Source organism: Nocardia sp. Root136 (assembly GCF_001427185.1).
GTDB classification, from domain to species: Bacteria; Actinomycetota; Actinomycetes; order Mycobacteriales; family Mycobacteriaceae; genus Nocardia; species Nocardia salmonicida.
In genome coordinates this window covers 1-17,097 of sequence record NZ_LMFE01000008.1, presented here as the reverse complement: position 1 = coordinate 17,097, position 17,097 = coordinate 1, and the positions used below count along the sequence as shown (strand labels likewise).

The 17,097-nt window shown below is 64.9% G+C and carries 19 protein-coding genes and 1 pseudogene; 5 read left to right on the top strand and 15 right to left on the bottom strand.

What is annotated here, in order from left to right; all coding sequences use genetic code 11:
- The 13 genes and pseudogenes from ASD42_RS35370 to ASD42_RS21175 form a co-directional block, all read right to left on the bottom strand.
- On the bottom strand, nt 1-180 hold a 180-nt coding region (locus tag ASD42_RS35370), incomplete at its 3' end, for a HAMP domain-containing protein (RefSeq protein WP_235569789.1).
- Between the two features lie 254 nt (nt 181-434).
- Nucleotides 435-1,088 (bottom strand): annotated as a pseudogene (locus ASD42_RS35365) (HAMP domain-containing protein); the annotation flags it as partial.
- 264 nt (nt 1,089-1,352) lie between these two features.
- Entirely contained in the window at nt 1,353-2,282 is a 930-nt protein-coding gene (locus ASD42_RS21225; protein ID WP_056819430.1) for an anti-sigma factor RsbA family regulatory protein, read from the bottom strand.
- Nucleotides 2,283-2,540: 258 nt separating this feature from the next.
- Entirely contained in the window at nt 2,541-2,924 is a 384-nt protein-coding gene (locus tag ASD42_RS21220; protein ID WP_156677527.1) for a DUF732 domain-containing protein, read from the bottom strand.
- Between the two features lie 306 nt (nt 2,925-3,230).
- Complete coding sequence (gene thrS, locus ASD42_RS21215) at nt 3,231-4,469, bottom strand: threonine--tRNA ligase (protein ID WP_056819423.1); 1,239 nt, start codon at nt 4,467-4,469, stop codon at nt 3,231-3,233.
- A 344-nt stretch (nt 4,470-4,813) separates the two neighbouring features.
- Entirely contained in the window at nt 4,814-5,317 is a 504-nt protein-coding gene (locus ASD42_RS21210) for a hypothetical protein (protein ID WP_056819420.1), read from the bottom strand.
- Nucleotides 5,311-5,961 carry a hypothetical protein gene (locus ASD42_RS21205; RefSeq protein WP_056819419.1) on the bottom strand — a complete coding sequence of 217 codons (651 nt, stop codon included), beginning with the start codon at nt 5,959-5,961 and terminating at the stop codon, nt 5,311-5,313. Before ASD42_RS21205 ends, ASD42_RS21210 begins: the two co-directional genes overlap by 7 nt.
- A complete protein-coding gene (locus ASD42_RS21200; RefSeq protein WP_056819416.1) occupies nt 5,954-6,577 on the bottom strand; it encodes a hypothetical protein in 624 nt (207 codons plus the stop codon). Before ASD42_RS21200 ends, ASD42_RS21205 begins: the two co-directional genes overlap by 8 nt.
- Nucleotides 6,574-7,329 (bottom strand): ABC transporter ATP-binding protein, encoded by a 756-nt coding sequence (locus ASD42_RS21195; protein WP_056819414.1) that lies wholly within the window; start codon nt 7,327-7,329, stop codon nt 6,574-6,576. Before ASD42_RS21195 ends, ASD42_RS21200 begins: the two co-directional genes overlap by 4 nt.
- A complete protein-coding gene (locus ASD42_RS21190; protein WP_056819412.1) occupies nt 7,322-8,404 on the bottom strand; it encodes a FecCD family ABC transporter permease in 1,083 nt (360 codons plus the stop codon). The genes ASD42_RS21195 and ASD42_RS21190 overlap by 8 nt, the downstream gene beginning before the upstream one ends.
- Nucleotides 8,385-9,455 carry an ABC transporter substrate-binding protein gene (locus ASD42_RS21185; RefSeq protein ID WP_200950486.1) on the bottom strand — a complete coding sequence of 357 codons (1,071 nt, stop codon included), beginning with the start codon at nt 9,453-9,455 and terminating at the stop codon, nt 8,385-8,387. The genes ASD42_RS21190 and ASD42_RS21185 overlap by 20 nt, the downstream gene beginning before the upstream one ends.
- Before the next feature lie 642 nt (nt 9,456-10,097).
- The gene (locus tag ASD42_RS21180; protein ID WP_056819411.1) at nt 10,098-11,447 is read right to left on the bottom strand and encodes a hypothetical protein; all 1,350 of its coding nucleotides are present in this window, start codon (nt 11,445-11,447) and stop codon (nt 10,098-10,100) included.
- Nucleotides 11,444-12,016, bottom strand: coding sequence for a M15 family metallopeptidase (locus ASD42_RS21175; protein WP_131817040.1), 573 nt, complete (start codon nt 12,014-12,016; stop codon nt 11,444-11,446). The genes ASD42_RS21180 and ASD42_RS21175 overlap by 4 nt, the downstream gene beginning before the upstream one ends.
- Before the next feature lie 114 nt (nt 12,017-12,130).
- Here ASD42_RS21175 and ASD42_RS21170 point away from each other — a divergent pair, with 114 nt between their 5' ends.
- Nucleotides 12,131-12,796, top strand: a complete 666-nt coding sequence (locus ASD42_RS21170) for a response regulator transcription factor (RefSeq protein WP_056819409.1) — start codon at nt 12,131-12,133, stop codon at nt 12,794-12,796.
- Between the two features lie 29 nt (nt 12,797-12,825).
- Complete coding sequence (locus ASD42_RS21165) at nt 12,826-13,929, top strand: sensor histidine kinase (protein WP_327153179.1); 1,104 nt, start codon at nt 12,826-12,828, stop codon at nt 13,927-13,929.
- Here ASD42_RS21165 and ASD42_RS21160 read toward each other — a convergent pair.
- Nucleotides 13,919-14,215: a hypothetical protein gene (locus tag ASD42_RS21160; RefSeq protein WP_056819405.1), complete on the bottom strand. Its 297-nt coding sequence runs from the start codon at nt 14,213-14,215 to the stop codon at nt 13,919-13,921. The two genes, ASD42_RS21165 and ASD42_RS21160, sit on opposite strands and share 11 nt — an antisense overlap.
- Before the next feature lie 94 nt (nt 14,216-14,309).
- Here ASD42_RS21160 and ASD42_RS21155 point away from each other — a divergent pair, with 94 nt between their 5' ends.
- From ASD42_RS21155 to ASD42_RS21150, 3 genes are all read left to right on the top strand, one after another.
- Nucleotides 14,310-14,615 carry a transposase gene (locus ASD42_RS21155; protein WP_056819403.1) on the top strand — a complete coding sequence of 102 codons (306 nt, stop codon included), beginning with the start codon at nt 14,310-14,312 and terminating at the stop codon, nt 14,613-14,615.
- 194 nt (nt 14,616-14,809) lie between these two features.
- Nucleotides 14,810-14,968, top strand: a complete 159-nt coding sequence (locus ASD42_RS35865; RefSeq protein ID WP_156677526.1) for an IS3 family transposase — start codon at nt 14,810-14,812, stop codon at nt 14,966-14,968.
- Between the two features lie 38 nt (nt 14,969-15,006).
- Complete coding sequence (locus tag ASD42_RS21150) at nt 15,007-15,546, top strand: DDE-type integrase/transposase/recombinase (protein ID WP_268793545.1); 540 nt, start codon at nt 15,007-15,009, stop codon at nt 15,544-15,546.
- Here ASD42_RS21150 and ASD42_RS21145 read toward each other — a convergent pair.
- A complete protein-coding gene (locus tag ASD42_RS21145) occupies nt 15,515-16,750 on the bottom strand; it encodes an IS110 family transposase (RefSeq protein ID WP_056819401.1) in 1,236 nt (411 codons plus the stop codon). The two genes, ASD42_RS21150 and ASD42_RS21145, sit on opposite strands and share 32 nt — an antisense overlap.
- Nucleotides 16,751-17,097: the final 347 nt, after the last annotated feature.

Below are 17,097 nucleotides of genomic sequence, written 5' to 3'. Positions count from 1 at the left end.
CACGCGGGTGACCTCGTCGGCGAACGAGGAGAGCTGGTCGACCATCGTATTGATGGTTTCTTTGAGCTCGAGGATTTCGCCGCGGGCATCGACACGGATCTTCTGGGTGAGGTCGCCGCCCGCGACCGCCGTGGTGACCTGCGCGATCGAGCGCACCTGTGCGGTGAGGTTGTCGGCCATGACATTGACCGACTCGGTGAGGTCCTTCCAGGTCCCCGAGACACCCTTGACGTCGGCCTGCCCGCCCAGCCTGCCCTCGGTGCCCACTTCGCGCGACACGCGGGTGACCTCGTCGGCGAACGAGGAGAGCTGGTCGACCATCGTATTGATGGTTTCTTTGAGCTCGAGGATTTCGCCGCGGGCATCGACACGGATGAGAGCTGGTCGACCATCGTATTGATGGTTTCTTTGAGCTCGAGGATTTCGCCGCGGGCATCGACACGGATCTTCTGGGTGAGGTCGCCGCCCGCCACGGCGGTGGCGACCTGTGCGATCGAGCGCACCTGTGCGGTGAGGTTGCCGGCCATGAAGTTCACCGAGTCGGTGAGATCTCGCCAGGTCCCGGACACACCTTTGACGTCGGCCTGCCCGCCCAGCCTGCCCTCGGTGCCGACCTCACGCGACACGCGGGTGACCTCGTCGGCGAACGAGGAGAGCTGGTCGACCATCGTGTTGATGGTGTTCTTCAGCTCGAGGATCTCCCCGCGCGCGTTCACCGTGATCTGCTGGCTCAGGTCACCGCGCGCGACCGCGGTGGCGACCTGGGCGATATCACGCACCTGGCTGGTCAGGTTGCCCGCCATCGCGTTCACCGAGTCGGTGAGGTCCTTCCAGGTGCCCGACACACCGGGTACTTCGGCCTGCCCACCGAGGCGTCCGTCGGTGCCGACCTCGCGCGCGACACGGGTGACCTCGGAGGTGAACAGCGACAGCTGGTCCACCATGCCGTTGAACACCGTGGCGATCTCGCCGAGCAGCCCGTCGGCGTCGGTGGGCAACCTGGTGCCGAAATCACCGTCGCGCACCGCGGTCAAACCGGCCAGCAGCCGCCGCAGTTCGACTTCGTCGGTGGCTACCGCGGACTGCATCGGCGGGGCCTGCTCGGGCACTGCTCGGGCCGGTGCTGCGGTATCCGTCATGGCTATCCTCGTTGGTCGACCGGTCCGAATCGAACACCTATCCGATCGGTGTGAGGTAGGGCCGACCGTCACCCCACACGACCGAGCGGTGTGTTGCGGATTCGAATGACCACCCGACCGAAGACTTTACGCTGCGACCGTTCGGCGTGAACGCGGCTAACCAGGATTGGGCCCGCGACGGGTTTATCGACGATATGCGAGGCAGATTCTGATTCACACGTCGAGATAGAAACGGATCGTCGTGCCGTCCTCGCCGGTGTGTATGCGCACCAGATCTGCCAGGTAGTGCACCAGCAGCAGGCCCCTACCGCCGAACTGTCCCTGTTCAGGTGGCCTGCGCCCGGCCAGTGGATCGCTCAGGCACCCGCCGTCGCGAACCTCGAACACAAGGTGTCCCGGCTCGGACCACATCGCGAAAAGTCCCCGGCCGCCGCCGTGCACCACGCTGTTGGTTGTCAGTTCCGCGACCGCCAGCTTGGCGTCTTCGAGCCGTACGGCGTCGAGTCCCCCTTTGCTCGCGTGGTCGACGGCGAAGTTGCGGACCGATCGAAGCTCGGCTTCGCCGAAGGCGAAGACGGCGGCATCGGGCGCCGACACCAGCGGCTCGTTGTAACGAGCCACGATCGCCTGCCAGTCGTAGTCGTTGCTGGCCTGCTCGCGCCCCTGACTGATGAGGGTGGGGTGGGTGAGCCGCGCATCGGCCAGGACCGCCGCGTCCAGCCGTGTTTGGTCGTAGGGACACAGGATGGTCACCGCGCGGCCTTCGAAGGCGGCATTGATCAGCGCTTCGTGCTGCGCGCATGCGGGGTACTCCACGGCGCTACGCCCAGCCCAGATCGGCTCGCCGATGATGCGCACCCGCCCCTTCGGATGCGCGTCGGCGAACCCCTTGAGCACCTTCGGAATGATCCGCCCCGGGTTGCGGCCGACTTCGGTCATATCGAGAAATGAGATGTCGCGAGCATCGACGCCGAGCTCGTCCTTGATCAGCTCGAGGTTGGGTCCCGGTACCGCGACGGCCATCGGCTCGCCCGCCGCCAAACCCTCGCGCAGGAATGCCCCCGTTTGCTGCGTGTATTCCTGCTCGTTCGCATAGAACAGGGCAGGGTGTTCGAACGCCTCGTTGGCGGTCGCTGTGCTCATCGGGGCATTACCGTCGATTCGGTTCGGGCGGACAACGTTGATAGACGCGGCCACCGGAAGGGCGTATCCACGCACGGGCTTCCTTCACCACCGTCGGCCGACTCTCAGCCGGAATCGGCAGAAGGTAAGAGCCTTCCGGGCGCACAGTCTAGCCCGCCGCGTCGAGCACCGATGATCGGACTCGGAGTGCCGAGCCGGCTCGATGCGTGGAGCCCTGCCCCACCACCGCCCTCGGGCAGGTCGACGATGCGCACGTGGTCACGAGACGAAGTCCGGGCACAGATTCGTGGTCGCGGCACTCACGAACAGCGGGCCCTGATCGAACTGGTAGGTCTGCTCAACCGCGGATGTCTCGTCCAGAACCGACACGCCGCCACGCAGATGTTCACACGTCGCGTGGCCCGCGGCGACCAACTCCTTCGCCGACTTCCCCGGCAGGGCCGCGTCGTTGATCCTGATCTCCTCGAGGAACGACTCTTCGTCGGTACCGAGCTCGGCCGCTCCGGCGGTGCGGGTGTTGGTGACGTCTGCGCTGCGGGGCCCGGTTGTCGGGTCGCAGCCTGTGACTGCGGCACTGAGAACCGCGACAGTCAGACTGGCCGCTACCACGTTGGCACGCAACCTGATTCGCCCTACGAACATCGTGTTGCCCCTGAACTCGAGCAGAGGGATCAACACTCTCGATCGATCCTCTCCGACACCGTTTCCGGTGTGCCATCAACGATCCCGCAGCAGTCGATTGCCCGGAACCCACCCCAGGGTTGGCACAACCCCAACCTATGAGAACTCGGCCGATCCCCACCCGGGGGCACTGTCCTCACAGCGGATGATTGCTCTACGCCGGGTGGGCTGAGGCAGTCCTGGTCGGGCCGTAGGTGCTGGAAAAGCGTTGCCGGACAATGTCGATGATGTCGTTGGATTGCACGTGAGCGCGCGAGTACGCGACTGTTAGAGAGACCAATCCAGTGCTGTCCGGCGGTTGACGTAGGCCTCATCCATCAGCTCGAGAAGATGTTCTTGGCTCAGCTGGGTGCGGACACCGCTGGCGATGTCGGTGACCTGAACGGCGTTCTGCGCGAATTCGGTCGGCCCGACGACCGCGATGAGGTGGTCTCTCATCATGCGGGCGTGTCGAACGCGCGCTCCCAATGACCCGTCATAGTCGACTCGGCTACGAAGTCCTCGGTGACGAGCTTTGTTCGCGAGTGCGCGCGCTGCTCCGTCCTGGTCGGCGCTGACGGGCAGGACGGTGATGTGAATCGGAGAGAGCCAGAACGGCAAGCGCCCCGCATAGCGTTCGAGTAGCGCTGCGGTGACGCGCTCCATCGAACCGACGGTGCCTCGATGGATCATGACAGGCTGGTGTTCGCCGCCATCCGCGCCGATATAGGTGAGACCGAATCGTTGCGGCTGAATGAAATCGAGTTGCACGGTGGCAATGGTTTCCTCGCGGCCGCGTCCGTCCTGAACCTGTAGATCGAGCTTGGGGCCGTAGAACGCTGCTTCGCCCGGGGCTTCGACCAGTTTCAGTCCGTGCTCGTCGAGGACGGCTCGTCCGGCGGTACGAAGGTTGTCTTGGGCGTGCTCCCACTGGGCGTCGGTACCGAGCCATGCTGAAGAGACGTCGTCTCTGGTCGACAGTCGGACGTAATCGACGGGAAGCCCCAGGATCTGTTGCGCACGCAGCGCTGCCCGCAGCCCGAGTTCGGCTTCGTGCAGAACCTGGTCGGGTCGGCAGAAGACATGAGTGTCGTCGAGGTTGATCTGGCGGACGCGGCTCAAACCAGAGACGACACCGGAACGTTCGGCTCGGAACATGGCGGCGAGTTCGTTGAAGCGAAGCGGCAGTTCACGATAGGAACGTTGAGTCGATGCGTAGATCAGCGCGTGGTGAGGGCAGTTCGCCGGCCGCAGCATCAGCTCGTCCTCGCCCATCCGCATGGCGGGGAACATGTCCTGGCTGAACTTGGTCAGATGGCCGGAACGCTCGTAGAGCGCGCGCTTCCCGAGGACCGGCGAGAACACGCCGAGGCAGCCATCGGCCGACGCCAGCTCCTTGGCCAGCTTTTGCAACTCCTCCCGAATAACGGCCCCGGCAGGCAGCCACATCGGAAGACCGGAACCGGCAAGCGGGTCGGTAGCGAAGATGTCCATGTCGAGATTGAGATCTCGGTGGTCGGCGACCATAGTGTCTGCTCCTGGTGGTTGGTACCGGAACAGACGGGGAAACGACGAAGCCCCGGAACACTGTTCCGGGGCTCGAAATGTCTGAGGGAGATCAGTCCATCACGAAGGCGCCGGAAGTAACCGGCGTCGTCGTAGAAATGAGATGTCCCTGCATAGCGCAGAAGTCTACATGTTGCGCGTCGTTAGGCGCTCGGCGCGTCCGTCGATAGGCCAACTCCTTCGCCCTCCCAGGACGACACCCAGCCCTGCGGACACATTCAGCACGCCCACGGGGTGACTCCGGTAGTGAGTAGTCGTCTCCGAACGCGCCCGGCGTCACCGAATGCAGTCGTTGCCGACACGACTCAGCGTGTCGGCTGCGGCACCTCTTCGTAGACCTCACCAACCTCGCCGCCCAGCAGTCGGTCGGTCATCTCCTGTTTCAGCACGGTCAGTCGTTCGTCGTCGGCCGGAGTGCGGTCGCTACGGGCTCCGAGCTCGATGAATTCGTCGGTGACGAATCCCGCGTCGCGCAACCGCACCAGCACGGTCCGGTCGCGATAGCGAAATTCCCAGACGTAGCGGGCCAGGGTGGCACCGCGGTCGGTCGCGGCGAGTTCGGGCACGACGACGAAACGATCGCCGGTGACCGCACGCAAGGCCATTTCGATCGCGTCTCGGCCGCCGGGGCCGGGGAAGGCGGTGCGGACGGTGACCTCACGGCGCTCGACGGGACCGAGCACCGCGACGGCATGGCGCATCGCGCAGTACGCGTGCGCCACCCCGCCGGGGAAGTGTGGCCCGTGGTACTTCATCAGATCGGTGAACGAGATATCGATCGGCGTGCCCGATTCGAGGACTGTCAGCATGTTTTCCTCCGGTCGGCGGTGGCCCAGTACAACGCCGAGTAGAGCAATTGCGTTGCGCCGGGCATGAATCCGGACCCGTGGTGATACACCGGGTCCATGGTGGTGACCAACAGACGACCGGGGGTCGACTGCTCGTCGAGATAGAGGATCGAACCGTCGCGGGCGCCGTCCTCGGTGTGCAGATCGACCAGGCTCACCGCGCCGGGCGGAGGCTCGAGCACACCGTGGTAGTGCCAGATCACCGCGCGATCGGCGAAGAAATCCCAGGCTGGATGGTCCGGGGCGCGTGTGCGGAGCCGGTGGTCCTCGGCGGTTCGCCACCACCAGAACACGGTGGGACGGCTCTGTTGGCGGACACCGGGCACCCAGCCCTCCACGATGTTCTCTCCGAAGACCAAGACGGTGGCGCCCCGGTCGAGGGCGGTGAGGATGCCTGCGGTCCAGCGCCCCAACAGATCCGGGCGGAGCCGGTCGGACACCACGATCACGTCGATGTCGGCGAGTTCCTCGGGCGTCCCGGTCCGCACATGGATCGGACGGATCCGGTACGGCGCCAGTGCGGGATCGGCCAGGGTGGCCAGTTGTGCGTGGCTGCCGCCGTGTAGCAACGCGATCGAGCAGGCGCCGCGAACGAGATCAGTCATCGCGGCCCTCCAGCCATCGCACGAGCTGGGTGCGCAATCGCTGCGTGCCGCGAGCGGCGGTGGCGAACTGCAGCAGATCGTTGCCCCCGTGTACGAGTACCCGGCCCGCGCCGAGCGGGTAGTCGTAGTCGACCGGGGCCTTGGTCGACCCGAGTGTGTGCACCACTCGGGCGTCGTCGGGCAGGTCCGCATACCAGCCACGCCCGTAGAAGCCGGCGACGCCGATCCGGGCCAGTTCTTCGAACGGCACAGGCCCCGGCGTTCCGGTGTTGTACAGGAAGGACTTCGGATCGGTGCCTGCCCACACGGGATGCTCGTTCACGCGGGTCAACGCGAGATCGCGCGGGTTGCGGAAGTCGAGCTTTCGCCACGTGCTCAGGCCGTCCAGGAAGCGGCGTTGCACGTGCCCGTTGATAACCACGCGTCCGCCACGGGTGACAAAGGAATCCAAGAACGGTCGCTGGTGGAGCAAGTACTCCTGATCGACATCGCCGGTCAGATACACCCCGGTGACCGAGTCGTCGCATTCGGTCGGAAGGTCGTAGACATCGATTTCTCGCATGCCGTCGATCACCTGCCGATCGCCTGGGGCCATGTGGGCGTTGAGCACCGTCACGAGATTCCCCTGCCGAAATCGGGAACGGTCAGTCGCCTTATCGCACTGGGCGTTTCGATGTCGGCGGTGACGATCGCCACCCCGTACATCTCGGAAAGCAGTGCACCGGTGAGTAGCTCGCGGGTCGGGCCGATGCGCTGGTCGTCGGCGCTCACCATCAGCATCGACCGTTCGGCCACGTGCAGTGCGTGATCGGGGTGGTGGGTGGTCATCACGACCGCCATTCCTTCGTCGGCGAGCGCGCGGAGCACAGTCAGCACCTGGGCCTGGTTACGGAGGTCGAGGGCGGCGGCGGGTTCGTCGAGCACGATGGTGTCGCAGTCGGAAACCAACGCCCTTGCGATGAGCACCAATTGGCGCTCGCCGCCGCTGAGTCCGGTGTAGTCACGGTCCGCGAGATGGGAAACGCCGACCCGGTGCAGCGCCTCCCGCGCGGCCTCGCGGTCAGTGGCGGTGGGAGTGCTGTAGATCTTCACCGTCCTCGCCCTGCCCATGAGCACGATATCGAGCACCGAGAACGAGAACACCACCGAATGGCTCTGCGGGACGTAACCCACGCCGCCGGTCGTCGTGACGGAACCGGCCACCGGGCGCGTGATTCCGGCCAGACACTTGAGCATCGTGGTCTTGCCACGTGCGTTCGGTCCGAGCACCGCGAAAACCTGACCCGCCGCGGCGCGGACCGAGACATCACGAAAGATCCACGGCCCCTTGGCCGAATAGCGGAACGACAACGAGCTCGCCTCAAGCATCCGAACCCCACAGGCGGGTTCGGTTGCGGATCAGCAGCGCCACGAAGAAAGGTGCGCCGATGATGGCGGTGAGGATGCCGATCGGGATCTCGGCGGTGCTGATCGTGCGCGAGAGGGTGTCGATCAGGGTGAGGTAGATGGCGCCGAGCAAAGCGCTGACCGGCAGCACCATCCGGTTGTCGGTGCCGACCATCATGCGCACCAGGTGCGGGACGACCAGTCCCACCCAGCCGATCACCCCGGCGACCGATACCGATCCCGCGGTGATCAACGCGACGCACACCAGCAGCAGGTTGCGCAGCCGCTGGGGCGAGAGCCCCAGCGCGGTGGCGTCCTCGTCGCCCATCGCGAGAATGTTCAGCCGCCAACGCAGCGCGAGCACCACCAGTCCCGCCGCGACGATCGGGATCGCCGCGGTCAGCACTTTGGCGTAGCTGGCCGTCGCGAGTGAACCCATGAGCCAGAAGACGATCGAGGGAAGCTCGCTGTAGGGGTCGGCGATATAGGTGATGAACGAGACCATCGCCCCGAACATCGCGCCGACCACGGTGCCGCCGAGGATGATCATCAACAGTGGCGCCCCCGGCACGGCCCGAGCGATCGCCACGACCAGCACCAATGCCGCCACGCCGCCGAGGAACGCCCCGCCCACCAGTGCGGCGCCGCTGAATCCGGCGAGCAGGATCAGCACGCCGCCGAATGAGGCACCCGATGACACACCGAGGACCTGTGCGCTGGCAAGCGGGTTGCGGAACACTGCCTGCATCACCGCACCGGTGAGCGCGAGCCCGGCCCCCAACAGGATCGACAACAGGACGCGGGGAAGTCGCACATCGAGCACCACCGTGGCTTCCTGCGGGTACCAGGTCTGCTCGATCGGCAGGAACTGCCCCAACAGGATTCGAACGATCTCGTTCGGCGGGACGGCGTAGCGGCCGACGGCCAGTGCGCCGACCGCCACGACGATCAGCAGCAGCAAGAACCCCGGAACGGCCAGCATCCGCCGATCGAACCGCGCCCGCGGCGGCACCGGATCCACCGGCGCCGCCGCCTGATCAACGGAGGAACTGGTCATAACCGGCCGCGTCTTTGTTGAGGTCCAGACGCAGGACCTGGTCGATCTCGTCGTCGGTGATCCGGTAGGCGAACAGATTGTCGAACCCGGCGCGAATGTCCTCGCGCAGTTGCCCATCGCGCGTGCCCGGGTACAGGATCTGGTGCATCCACAGCCACATCAGTGGTGATTCCGCGCCCGGCACCTGCCAGCGGTAGCCACCGAGTGGAGTCTTGTAGACGCGCTTGTTCTGTACAGCGCTGACATTCGCCAGCCTCGGGTCGGCGTAGATCTCGGCAGGAGTGCTCTGATCGAATCCGCTGAGCATGATGACCTCGGGGTTCCAGGCCAGGATCTGTTCGGGGCCCACCTGTCCGGAGTCGGAGACGAAACCCTTGCTGACCAGATCCCCACCGACCAGGTCGAACTGGAATCCGTCGTAGCCCTTGGCGCTGGTGGTGCTATAGGTGTCACCGGTGCGTGACAGGATCATCGCCCGCGGCCGTTGGCCCTGCGTCGAGGCGACCCGGGCGCGCATCTCGGCTTGCTCGGCGCGCTGCCAGTCCACGAGTTGCTGCCCACGTTCGGGCTTACCCGCGATCTGCGAGAACAGCGTGATCCACTGTTCGAGGTCGTCCTGGGTTCCGTATTTCAGTCCGACCACGGGGAAGCCCGCCGACTCGATCGGCGCGATCACGTCGTTGCCCCGATCACCCCACTGCACAACGACATCGGGATCGAGTTGCAGCAGCGTCTCGACGTTCGGCACGAAATCGTTGCCCGCGACAACCGCGGAGTCGGCCGAGGCCGGGAACATGGTCGCGAACATGCCACCGCGATTAGCGACCAGCGTCGACTGGTTGATGCCGACGATGCGGTCGTAGCTGCGGTCCACCGCGGCGAAGATCGAGGGTGCGGGCATCACAGTGAACGCCACCTTGTCGGCGGGTCCATCCAAGGTGACGGTCTGGCCGCGCTGGTCGATGATCGACAGCGCTCCCGCGCCGGCCGCATTGTCGGCCTGCGCTTCTCGGCTCGAGCACCCAGCGGTCAGAGCGAGGGCTCCTATCATGGCGACGGCCGTCCATCGCCGGGCCCGAAGGCTCCCCCGCTGCCGTGCACGCTGCGTAATCGCCATGCGCTGTACCGTCCCACTCTGAAACCATCATCCAATGAGTCAAGTTAGCCTAACCTACATTCATGGATTGCTGGGAAGTGTCGCACAGCCCCGCGACCGTGCGAGCTGACGCACGCACGAGGTTCGGTTGCGGATTCAGCTGCCCCAGCATCGGGGTCGATGGCGTGATCAGGGATCGCGCCCAGGCTGATCAGCACATGCGCCACCCACTCAGAGATCTGAGCGAGGTCACGACCGGAATGAATCTCGCCCCGCGCTGCCGCGGCCTGGACGTGGGGACGCCAGAAGGATGCCGGGTCGGGGATCAGGCCGGCAACCGTCAGATTGTCGGATGACCCAGGAGACAGCGATGTCGCATCGTAAGGCCGAGAGACCGGAGGAGCACGCCCCATCGTCGGGTGGGCCGTGATGAGGGCGCGTCTGCTCGACATCGACGATCGCATGTCCACGTGGCCACTTCGGACCAACGGTAGCGGCGGCCCGCTCTGCGGAGTGGTGCTGGTGCACACCGGTGCCTGGGAAGGCAGCTCGCCTGCTACCTGGAACACAACTGGGCGCCGCGAGCGCAGTGTCCAGTCAGAAATTCGGGCGGTTCTGCACCCAGCGGAACGGTGTGCTTCGCTGCGGGAAGCTGTCCGGGTCGATTCGGTCGAGGGTGAGGGTGACCTGGTCGCCGTCCAGTTCGCCGGTCAGCACGGCTGTGTCCGGGGTGGGTTGTTGAAAGGTGAGCGTGCCCAGGGGATTCCGGGTGTGTCCGGATGTCGTCATCGGTCTGGATTGTGGTGTCCCCTCGATCAGCCGGATCCGATGGGACGTGTCGTCCACGTCAGCGGAAACGGTGACGAGGGTGTCGTCCATCCGCTGAAAGGTGATGGTTTCCGGGTAGTCGAATACCACTGTCCTCCATCGAGTTTCGTCGGTGGTCAGCGGTGGCACCGGCTGTCCTTCACGGGTGTACTGCGAGACCGACCAGATGCCGTACAGCGCAGGCTTGGGGCGGTCGGGCCCGCCGGAACGCCAGGCGTTCAAGCCGCCGTGCACCAGCGCCACGGCAATCCAGATACTGAGCGCGACCTGCGTCAGCGTCGCGATACGGCGAGATCCTTTGGTGTGGAACGGATACGGTACGGCGGATGGGCCGGTGGCTCGGTTCAACACCAGCACTCGCGTCAGCCGCCGTGCCTCGGGCGCCAGCAGCAACAACGACATGAGCAGAAGATGGGTGGACGAGATCTTTTCCGGCACGTCGAAGGTCATGTTCAGTACGACGATCAGCAGGGTGTCGATCAGCGCCAGCAACGCGCCGAGCAGTGCGGTCCGCGGCACGAACAGCAGGATCGCCGCAGTGATTTCTGCCGCGCCGAGCAGCATTTCGTACGGTTTCGACACACCGATCTGCGACCACAGCACGGCCATCGGCGTGAGGTCGCCGTACTTGGTCAGCAGCGTGGTCAGCGACGGCTCGGGCATCTGCGTTGGAATCGCTTTGGCGAAGCCGAAACTCAACATCTGACCGGCCAACGATATCCGGATGACCAGGAGATACCAGCCCGCGAGGGTGCGATATTGCCTACGGTGCCGGTCCAGTACCGACCACACCGCTGCTCCAGCCACTGACACGACCAGGATGCAGAACAACAGCACCCAGAAGATCGTCTGGTCACCGACTCCGGTCGGATACAGGTGCACGGCGGTACCGAACAGCTCCCGGCTCACCCAGTTCAGGACAGGCTGTAGTTTCCGGATGTGCCAGAACTGTGCACCGTAGCCCAGGTGACGGCCGAGCAAGCCGGTCAGCACGAAGACAATCGGCGGAGTCAGTAAACAGAACAAGCCGAAGTACAGGAAACAGAACCGGAACGCGATACGGGTGAGCAGATTCCACCGCGCTCGCCTTTCGGTGGCGGTGGTTTCGGTCGTCGTCACGGGCGCAACCTCTGATCGTGTGCCGGATCGGGATACATGGCGGGGCAACCGTGCTCGATCGCCTCGGAGCGCAGTTCGTAGTGCCAGGGCTCGTTGCGATAGATCTGGCACAGTCCGTATGCGGCGCCGTGTGCGGACAGCCACGCCGCGGCATCGGAACCGAGGTCGACCGCGTTGCCGGACACGTGCGCGGAAGTGTCCGCGGTGGCGACCCATCGGGCGGCTCTCTCCGTCGAGCCGTACTTCGCGACCGCCGCGCGAAGCAGCCGGTTCTGGTACTCCCGGGAACGCCAGCCACTGTTGACGCGGAACTCGATGCCCTCCTCGCCTGCCTCGGCCGCCGCGGAATGCAGGGCGTCGATCAGATCGGGTGCGAGGTTGGCTATGCCGGGGTACTCGTCGGCGAACACTGTGGCGCCGTTCGGGAGGCCTCCATCGTCCGGGACAGCCCCGCCGCGGAGGACGGCACTGACGAAGCGAAACGGTGATGGTGCCGACTGATAGACCAGTGTGCCGGTGATCGCGGTAATGGCGACGAGCAGGCCGGTCGCGGCCAGCCTGCTCGCCATCGTTGGTGATCCAGTTCTTCGACTCATGCCGCCAGTCAAGGCGCAGCGGTGTTGCGCACCCGTATGCGTTTTCGAATACGCCGACGATATGTGCCGCCTCGTAATATCGAGAGCATGCGTGTGTTGGTCGTAGAGGACGAGCCGTACCTGGCAGAGGCCATTCGCGATGGGCTGCGCCTGGAGGCGATCGCGGCCGATATCGCCGGTGACGGCGAAACGGCCATCGAGTTGCTGGCCATCAACGCATACGACATAGCGGTCCTCGACCGCGACATCCCCGGGCCCTCAGGTGACGAGATCGCCGAGCACATCGTCGCGTCCGGGACCGGCATGCCGATCCTGATGCTGACCGCTGCCGACCGGCTCGATGACAAGGCCTCCGGCTTCGAGCTCGGCGCCGACGACTATCTCACCAAGCCGTTCGCGCTCCGTGAACTCGCGCTCAGGCTCCGGGCGCTCGACCGCAGACGCGTCCACAACCGGCCACCGGTGCGGGAGATCGCAGGCCTGCGGCTGGATCCGTTCCGCCGCGAGGTCTATCGCGACGGTCGCTATGTGGCGCTCACCCGCAAGCAGTTCGCCGTGCTCGAAGTGCTCGTCGCTGCCGAAGGTGGTGTCATCAGCGCCGAAGAGCTGCTGGAACGGGCGTGGGACGAGAATGCCGACCCCTTTACCAACGCCGTGCGCATCACCGTCTCGGCACTGCGCAAACGGCTCGGCGAACCGTGGCTCATCGCCACCGTGTCCGGCGTCGGCTACCGCATCGACAGCGGTACGTGAGGGAATCGACTGTGGACAGGGCGTCGGGTGTGAGCGTTCGCGTCAAACTGACCCTCAGCTACGTCGGGTTTCTCTTGCTCGCGGGCGCCTTGCTGCTCGCCGCCGTGTGGGTGTTCCTCCTGCGAGGAAGATCGAACGCCCTCTTCGTTCCCGATCTGTCCGACTTCCGCCGTACCTTCGACCCACACAGCTTCGGCCCAGCCGTCTTCGTCCCGGCGGCGATCCTGGTGCTGGGGTTCCTGCTGGTGTTCGGCCTCGTCGGCGGGTGGATTCTCGCCGGCCGCGTGCTCGCCCCACTGACTCGAATCACCGAGGTCACTCGGACCGCTGCGAGCGGATCGCTCTCCCAACGCATCCGGCTGCCGGGCCGCAGCGACGAGTTCCGCGAACTCGCCGACAGCTTCGACACAATGCTTGCCCAGCTGGAAGCATATGTAGACGAACAGAAGAGATTCGCAGCTAACGCCTCCCACGAACTGCGCACCCCGCTGGCGATCACACAGGCACTTCTCGACGTGGCCCACAACGATCCGGCCAGCCGCACCGACGAACTCGTCGAACGACTTCGCACCGTCAACACCCGAGCGATCGACCTCACCGAGGCGTTACTCCTACTCAGCCGCGCCGAGCACCGAATCTTCACCCGAGCACACGTCGACTTGTCGCTCCTGGCGGAAGAAGCCGCTGAAACACTTCTTCCCCTCGCGGAAAAACGCGGTATCGCCATCGAAACCTCCGGCGACATAACTCCGACCATCGGCTCACCTGCACTCCTTTTACAGCTGACCACGAACCTCGTGCACAACGCGATCGTGCACAACCTGCCCGATCGTGGCACCGTATGGGTCACGACCAGCGCGCACCCCGGCGCGGCCGTGCTCACTGTCGAGAACACCGGCGAGAAACTATCGCCACAGGTGGTCTCCTCGCTTGTCGAACCGTTTCGCCGCGGAACCGAACGCCGGCACACCGACCATGCGGGTGTTGGGCTGGGCCTGGCAATCGTTCAAAGCATCGCCCGAGCCCACAACGGAACCCTCACCCTCACTCCGCGTCTCTCCGGCGGGCTCCGTTGCACCGTGCACCTACCCGCCGCACTACCCGCACACCAGCGGCTGACGGTCATGGGATGAGAGAATCGTCGGCTTCATCGACGGGGAAGGTCATCGTCGTGCTGTCGCGGTCATCGCGGCTGGTGCCCGTCTCCCACCATCCCGCTGGACGGCCGTGCGCGACTTCTTCTTCCGGGTTGTGCATGTCGCGAGTGAAGACGTTGCCGCGGTCATCGCGGATCACTGCGGCCAGGTCGTTGCGTTCGCACTTGCCTGAATCCAGCAGTGCATTTGCGGGCTGGAGCTCGTCCAGCTCGGCCGCCGTTTCTATCTTGCGTGCGGGTGGACGCCACCCAGCGGCGATCACGGCATCCGCAGCGTCCCGCTCTCCCGAATTTGAGGTTCCCCCGCTTTCTCGGAGGGCTCTGACTGTGGTCCGATAGGACCGAAAGGAGTCATTCGTGCCAGCACCGAAGAAGTACCCGGACGAGTTGAAGGCGCGGGCAGTGCGGCGGTATCGGGAGTCGGACCCGAAGCCGACAATCCGCAAGCTGGCAACGCAGCTCGGGGTGCATCACGAAGCGTTGCGGCTGTGGATCCGCCAAGCGGAGACTGATATCGGCGAGCGAGACGATCGCCCGACGACCGACATGCTGGTCGAGAACCGAGCCCTGAATAAGCGGGTCGCGGAGCTGGAGCGAGTCAATGCCGTATTGCGCGATGCGAGTGCGTATTTCGCCTCGGAGCTCGGCCAGACCCGACGGTGATCGTGGCGTTCGTCAGCGAACACCCGCAAGCCGGTCGAGCTCGTACTACGGGTTCTGGGCATCGCATCCTCGACGAATTACGGCTGGTTGCGGCAGGCGCAGACGCCGTCACGGCGGCAACTTGCCGACCAAGAGCTGCTGGCCGAGATCGTCGACATCCATACCAGCTCCGGCGGAACCTACGCGTCCACGCGATGCTGGCTCGGCGCGGGTTCTCGGTCAGCCGCAAACGAGTCGAGCGACAGATGCGAGGGGCGGGTTTGCAGGGCGCGTTCCTGCGTAAGAAAGTGGCGGCTGGGCTCGACCCGGCAGGATCGGCGTGCCACCCCTGCCCCGGACCTGGTCAATCGTGACTTCACTGCCGGCGAGCCGGACCGGTTGTGGGTTGCCGATGCCACCCGCATCGTCTGCGGTGAGGGTGTGTTCTGGCTGGCCGCGGTCCGGGACGCGTTCTCGAACTCCGATCGTGGGCTGGAAATGTTCGGACCGATGCGACACCGAGGTGGTGCTCGGCGCTCTCGAGTACGCGGTCTGGACCCGCGATGTTCGTGACGGGCAGCTGGTTCATCATTCCGACCGCGGGTCGACCTACACGGCGATCCGGTTCGCGAACCGGTTGGCTGACAACGGGATCGCACAATCCATGGGGTCGGTCGGCGACAGCTACGACGACGCGCTTATGGAGAATTTCTTCTCCAGCCTGAAGACCGAGTTGGTGTATCGAAACAGTTGGCGGACAAGGGAAGACGCCGAGAATGCCTGGTTCGCCTACATCGAGACATCTCACCAACACAGGATGTCAAGCCGCAGCGGGAATTTCACCTACGGTGAAGGCATACGCAGGGTTGTAGACCCGACCTGTGTTCGCCTACATCGAGACATCTCACCAACACAGGATGTCAAGCCGCAGCGGGAATTTCACCTACGGTGAAGGCATACGCAGGGTTGTAGACCCGACCTGATTTAAGGCAGTAGTGGAGCTTGCTGAGCATGATGCTGAAGAGTCTGCGCAGCGCGGCGGTGTGTCGGTCGCCGTGGTCTCGGCGGGCTCGATAGAGCGCCTCCCAGTTCTTGTCATGGCGGACGGCGGCCAACGCCCATACATAGCCGGTGGTCGCGAGGCGATTGTTCTTGGCGCGACGGGCATGCACGAAACTGCTCTTGCCTGACGCTCGGGTGACCGGCGCGGCGCCGGCGAAGGCTCTCAGCCCTCTGGCATCGGCGAACCGGGCGCGGTCATCGCCGATCTCGGCGAGAAAACGGGCGCCGAGCTGTGTCCCGACACCCGGGAAGCTGCTCACGATCCCGGAATCCGGATGAGCGTGGAAGGCGGTTTCGACGGCTTCCTCGAGTTCGGCCACGGTGTCGCAGATCGCGTCGAGCTGGCGGAGCAGGCCTTGCAGCTGCAACCCCATCGCACGTTCGACGGCTGCGGGTTGATGCATCGCTTCCTGGCGCAGCGCCGCATGCAGGCGGGTCGCTTCCTCGTCGATTCCGCGTTGCCGCCCAGCCTTTTTCAGCAGAGACGACAGCCGTCGCACAGTCAGGGATCGGGCTGCTTCGGGAGTCGGGGCAGTCGACAGGATGGTTCGGCAGGCCGCGGAATCCAACCGGTGTCGTCCGCCTCGTTCGAATGCCGACAGTGCCATCGGGAAGAACGCTTTGAGCAGCGTCCGAATGCGGTTGGTGACCTCGGCACCTTCCCAGACCGCGTCCTGTTGCGCGCGAGTGAGCACTCGCAGGGCCTGCACCTCGACGGAATCATCGGACAATGGCCGGTGGGTATCGATGTCGGTGCGCAAAATATTGGCCAGCACCATGGCGTCGAAAGCATCGGACTTGCCACGTGAGGACCGGTAGCGGTCTCGATAGCGCGATACCGAGAACGGATTGATCGCGAAAACCTTTCGTCCCGCTGCGCGCAGTCCTGCCACCAGCAGACCCCGACTGGTCTCAATCGCGATCGGCAGCTGCGCGTCGGTAGGGTCGTGCTCGACCAGCATCCGCAACAGGATGGTCAAGCCTTCGGCACTGTCGGAGATCCGTTCGCTGGCAACCACTTTGCCGTCGTGGTCAACAACCGCGACATCGTGGTGATCCTGCGCCCAGTCGACTCCGCAAGCAACCGCCGCCATTCGGGTCCTCCTCAGTTCGGTCTGGTCAATACGCAGCGAGGCCTGGCGCCCTAATGGAAAGTGCTCTGCGGCACGACATCTCACGAGCCATTCCACCTCGCCACCGACGGCACCCGAACTCGCTGAAGACTCACGGTCTGCGGAACACGAAGGCTCGCACCCGTCGGCAATTCGGCACGATCATCCTCGTGACGGTGGGTGTTGTCACCGAAATCGGCCACAACACCCACCACGAGGCGCCGCTCTCGATGACCGGGCTCAAGGCCCTCGGCTGGTATGGGCATCCGTTGCCATTACGGCTGGTACAACRCCCAGCCTCTCGAGAAGAGGCTGGGTTGGTTATCGCC

Coding starts and splice junctions, on each gene's coding strand:
- ASD42_RS21225 (WP_056819430.1), bottom strand. CDS start 2,282: ATGAGCACAGCGACCGCCAACGAGGCGTTCGAACACCCTGCCCTGTTC.
- ASD42_RS21220 (WP_156677527.1), bottom strand. CDS start 2,924: ATGTTCGTAGGGCGAATCAGGTTGCGTGCCAACGTGGTAGCGGCCAGT.
- thrS (WP_056819423.1), bottom strand. CDS start 4,469: ATGGTCGCCGACCACCGAGATCTCAATCTCGACATGGACATCTTCGCT.
- ASD42_RS21210 (WP_056819420.1), bottom strand. CDS start 5,317: ATGCTGACAGTCCTCGAATCGGGCACGCCGATCGATATCTCGTTCACC.
- ASD42_RS21205 (WP_056819419.1), bottom strand. CDS start 5,961: ATGACTGATCTCGTTCGCGGCGCCTGCTCGATCGCGTTGCTACACGGC.
- ASD42_RS21195 (WP_056819414.1), bottom strand. CDS start 7,329: ATGCTTGAGGCGAGCTCGTTGTCGTTCCGCTATTCGGCCAAGGGGCCG.
- ASD42_RS21190 (WP_056819412.1), bottom strand. CDS start 8,404: ATGACCAGTTCCTCCGTTGATCAGGCGGCGGCGCCGGTGGATCCGGTG.
- ASD42_RS21185 (WP_200950486.1), bottom strand. CDS start 9,455: ATGATAGGAGCCCTCGCTCTGACCGCTGGGTGCTCGAGCCGAGAAGCG.
- ASD42_RS21175 (WP_131817040.1), bottom strand. CDS start 12,016: ATGGCGAGCAGGCTGGCCGCGACCGGCCTGCTCGTCGCCATTACCGCG.
- ASD42_RS21170 (WP_056819409.1), top strand. CDS start 12,131: ATGCGTGTGTTGGTCGTAGAGGACGAGCCGTACCTGGCAGAGGCCATT.
- ASD42_RS35865 (WP_156677526.1), top strand. CDS start 14,810: ATGCTGGCTCGGCGCGGGTTCTCGGTCAGCCGCAAACGAGTCGAGCGA.
- ASD42_RS21150 (WP_268793545.1), top strand. CDS start 15,007: ATGCCACCCGCATCGTCTGCGGTGAGGGTGTGTTCTGGCTGGCCGCGG.
- ASD42_RS21145 (WP_056819401.1), bottom strand. CDS start 16,750: ATGGCGGCGGTTGCTTGCGGAGTCGACTGGGCGCAGGATCACCACGAT.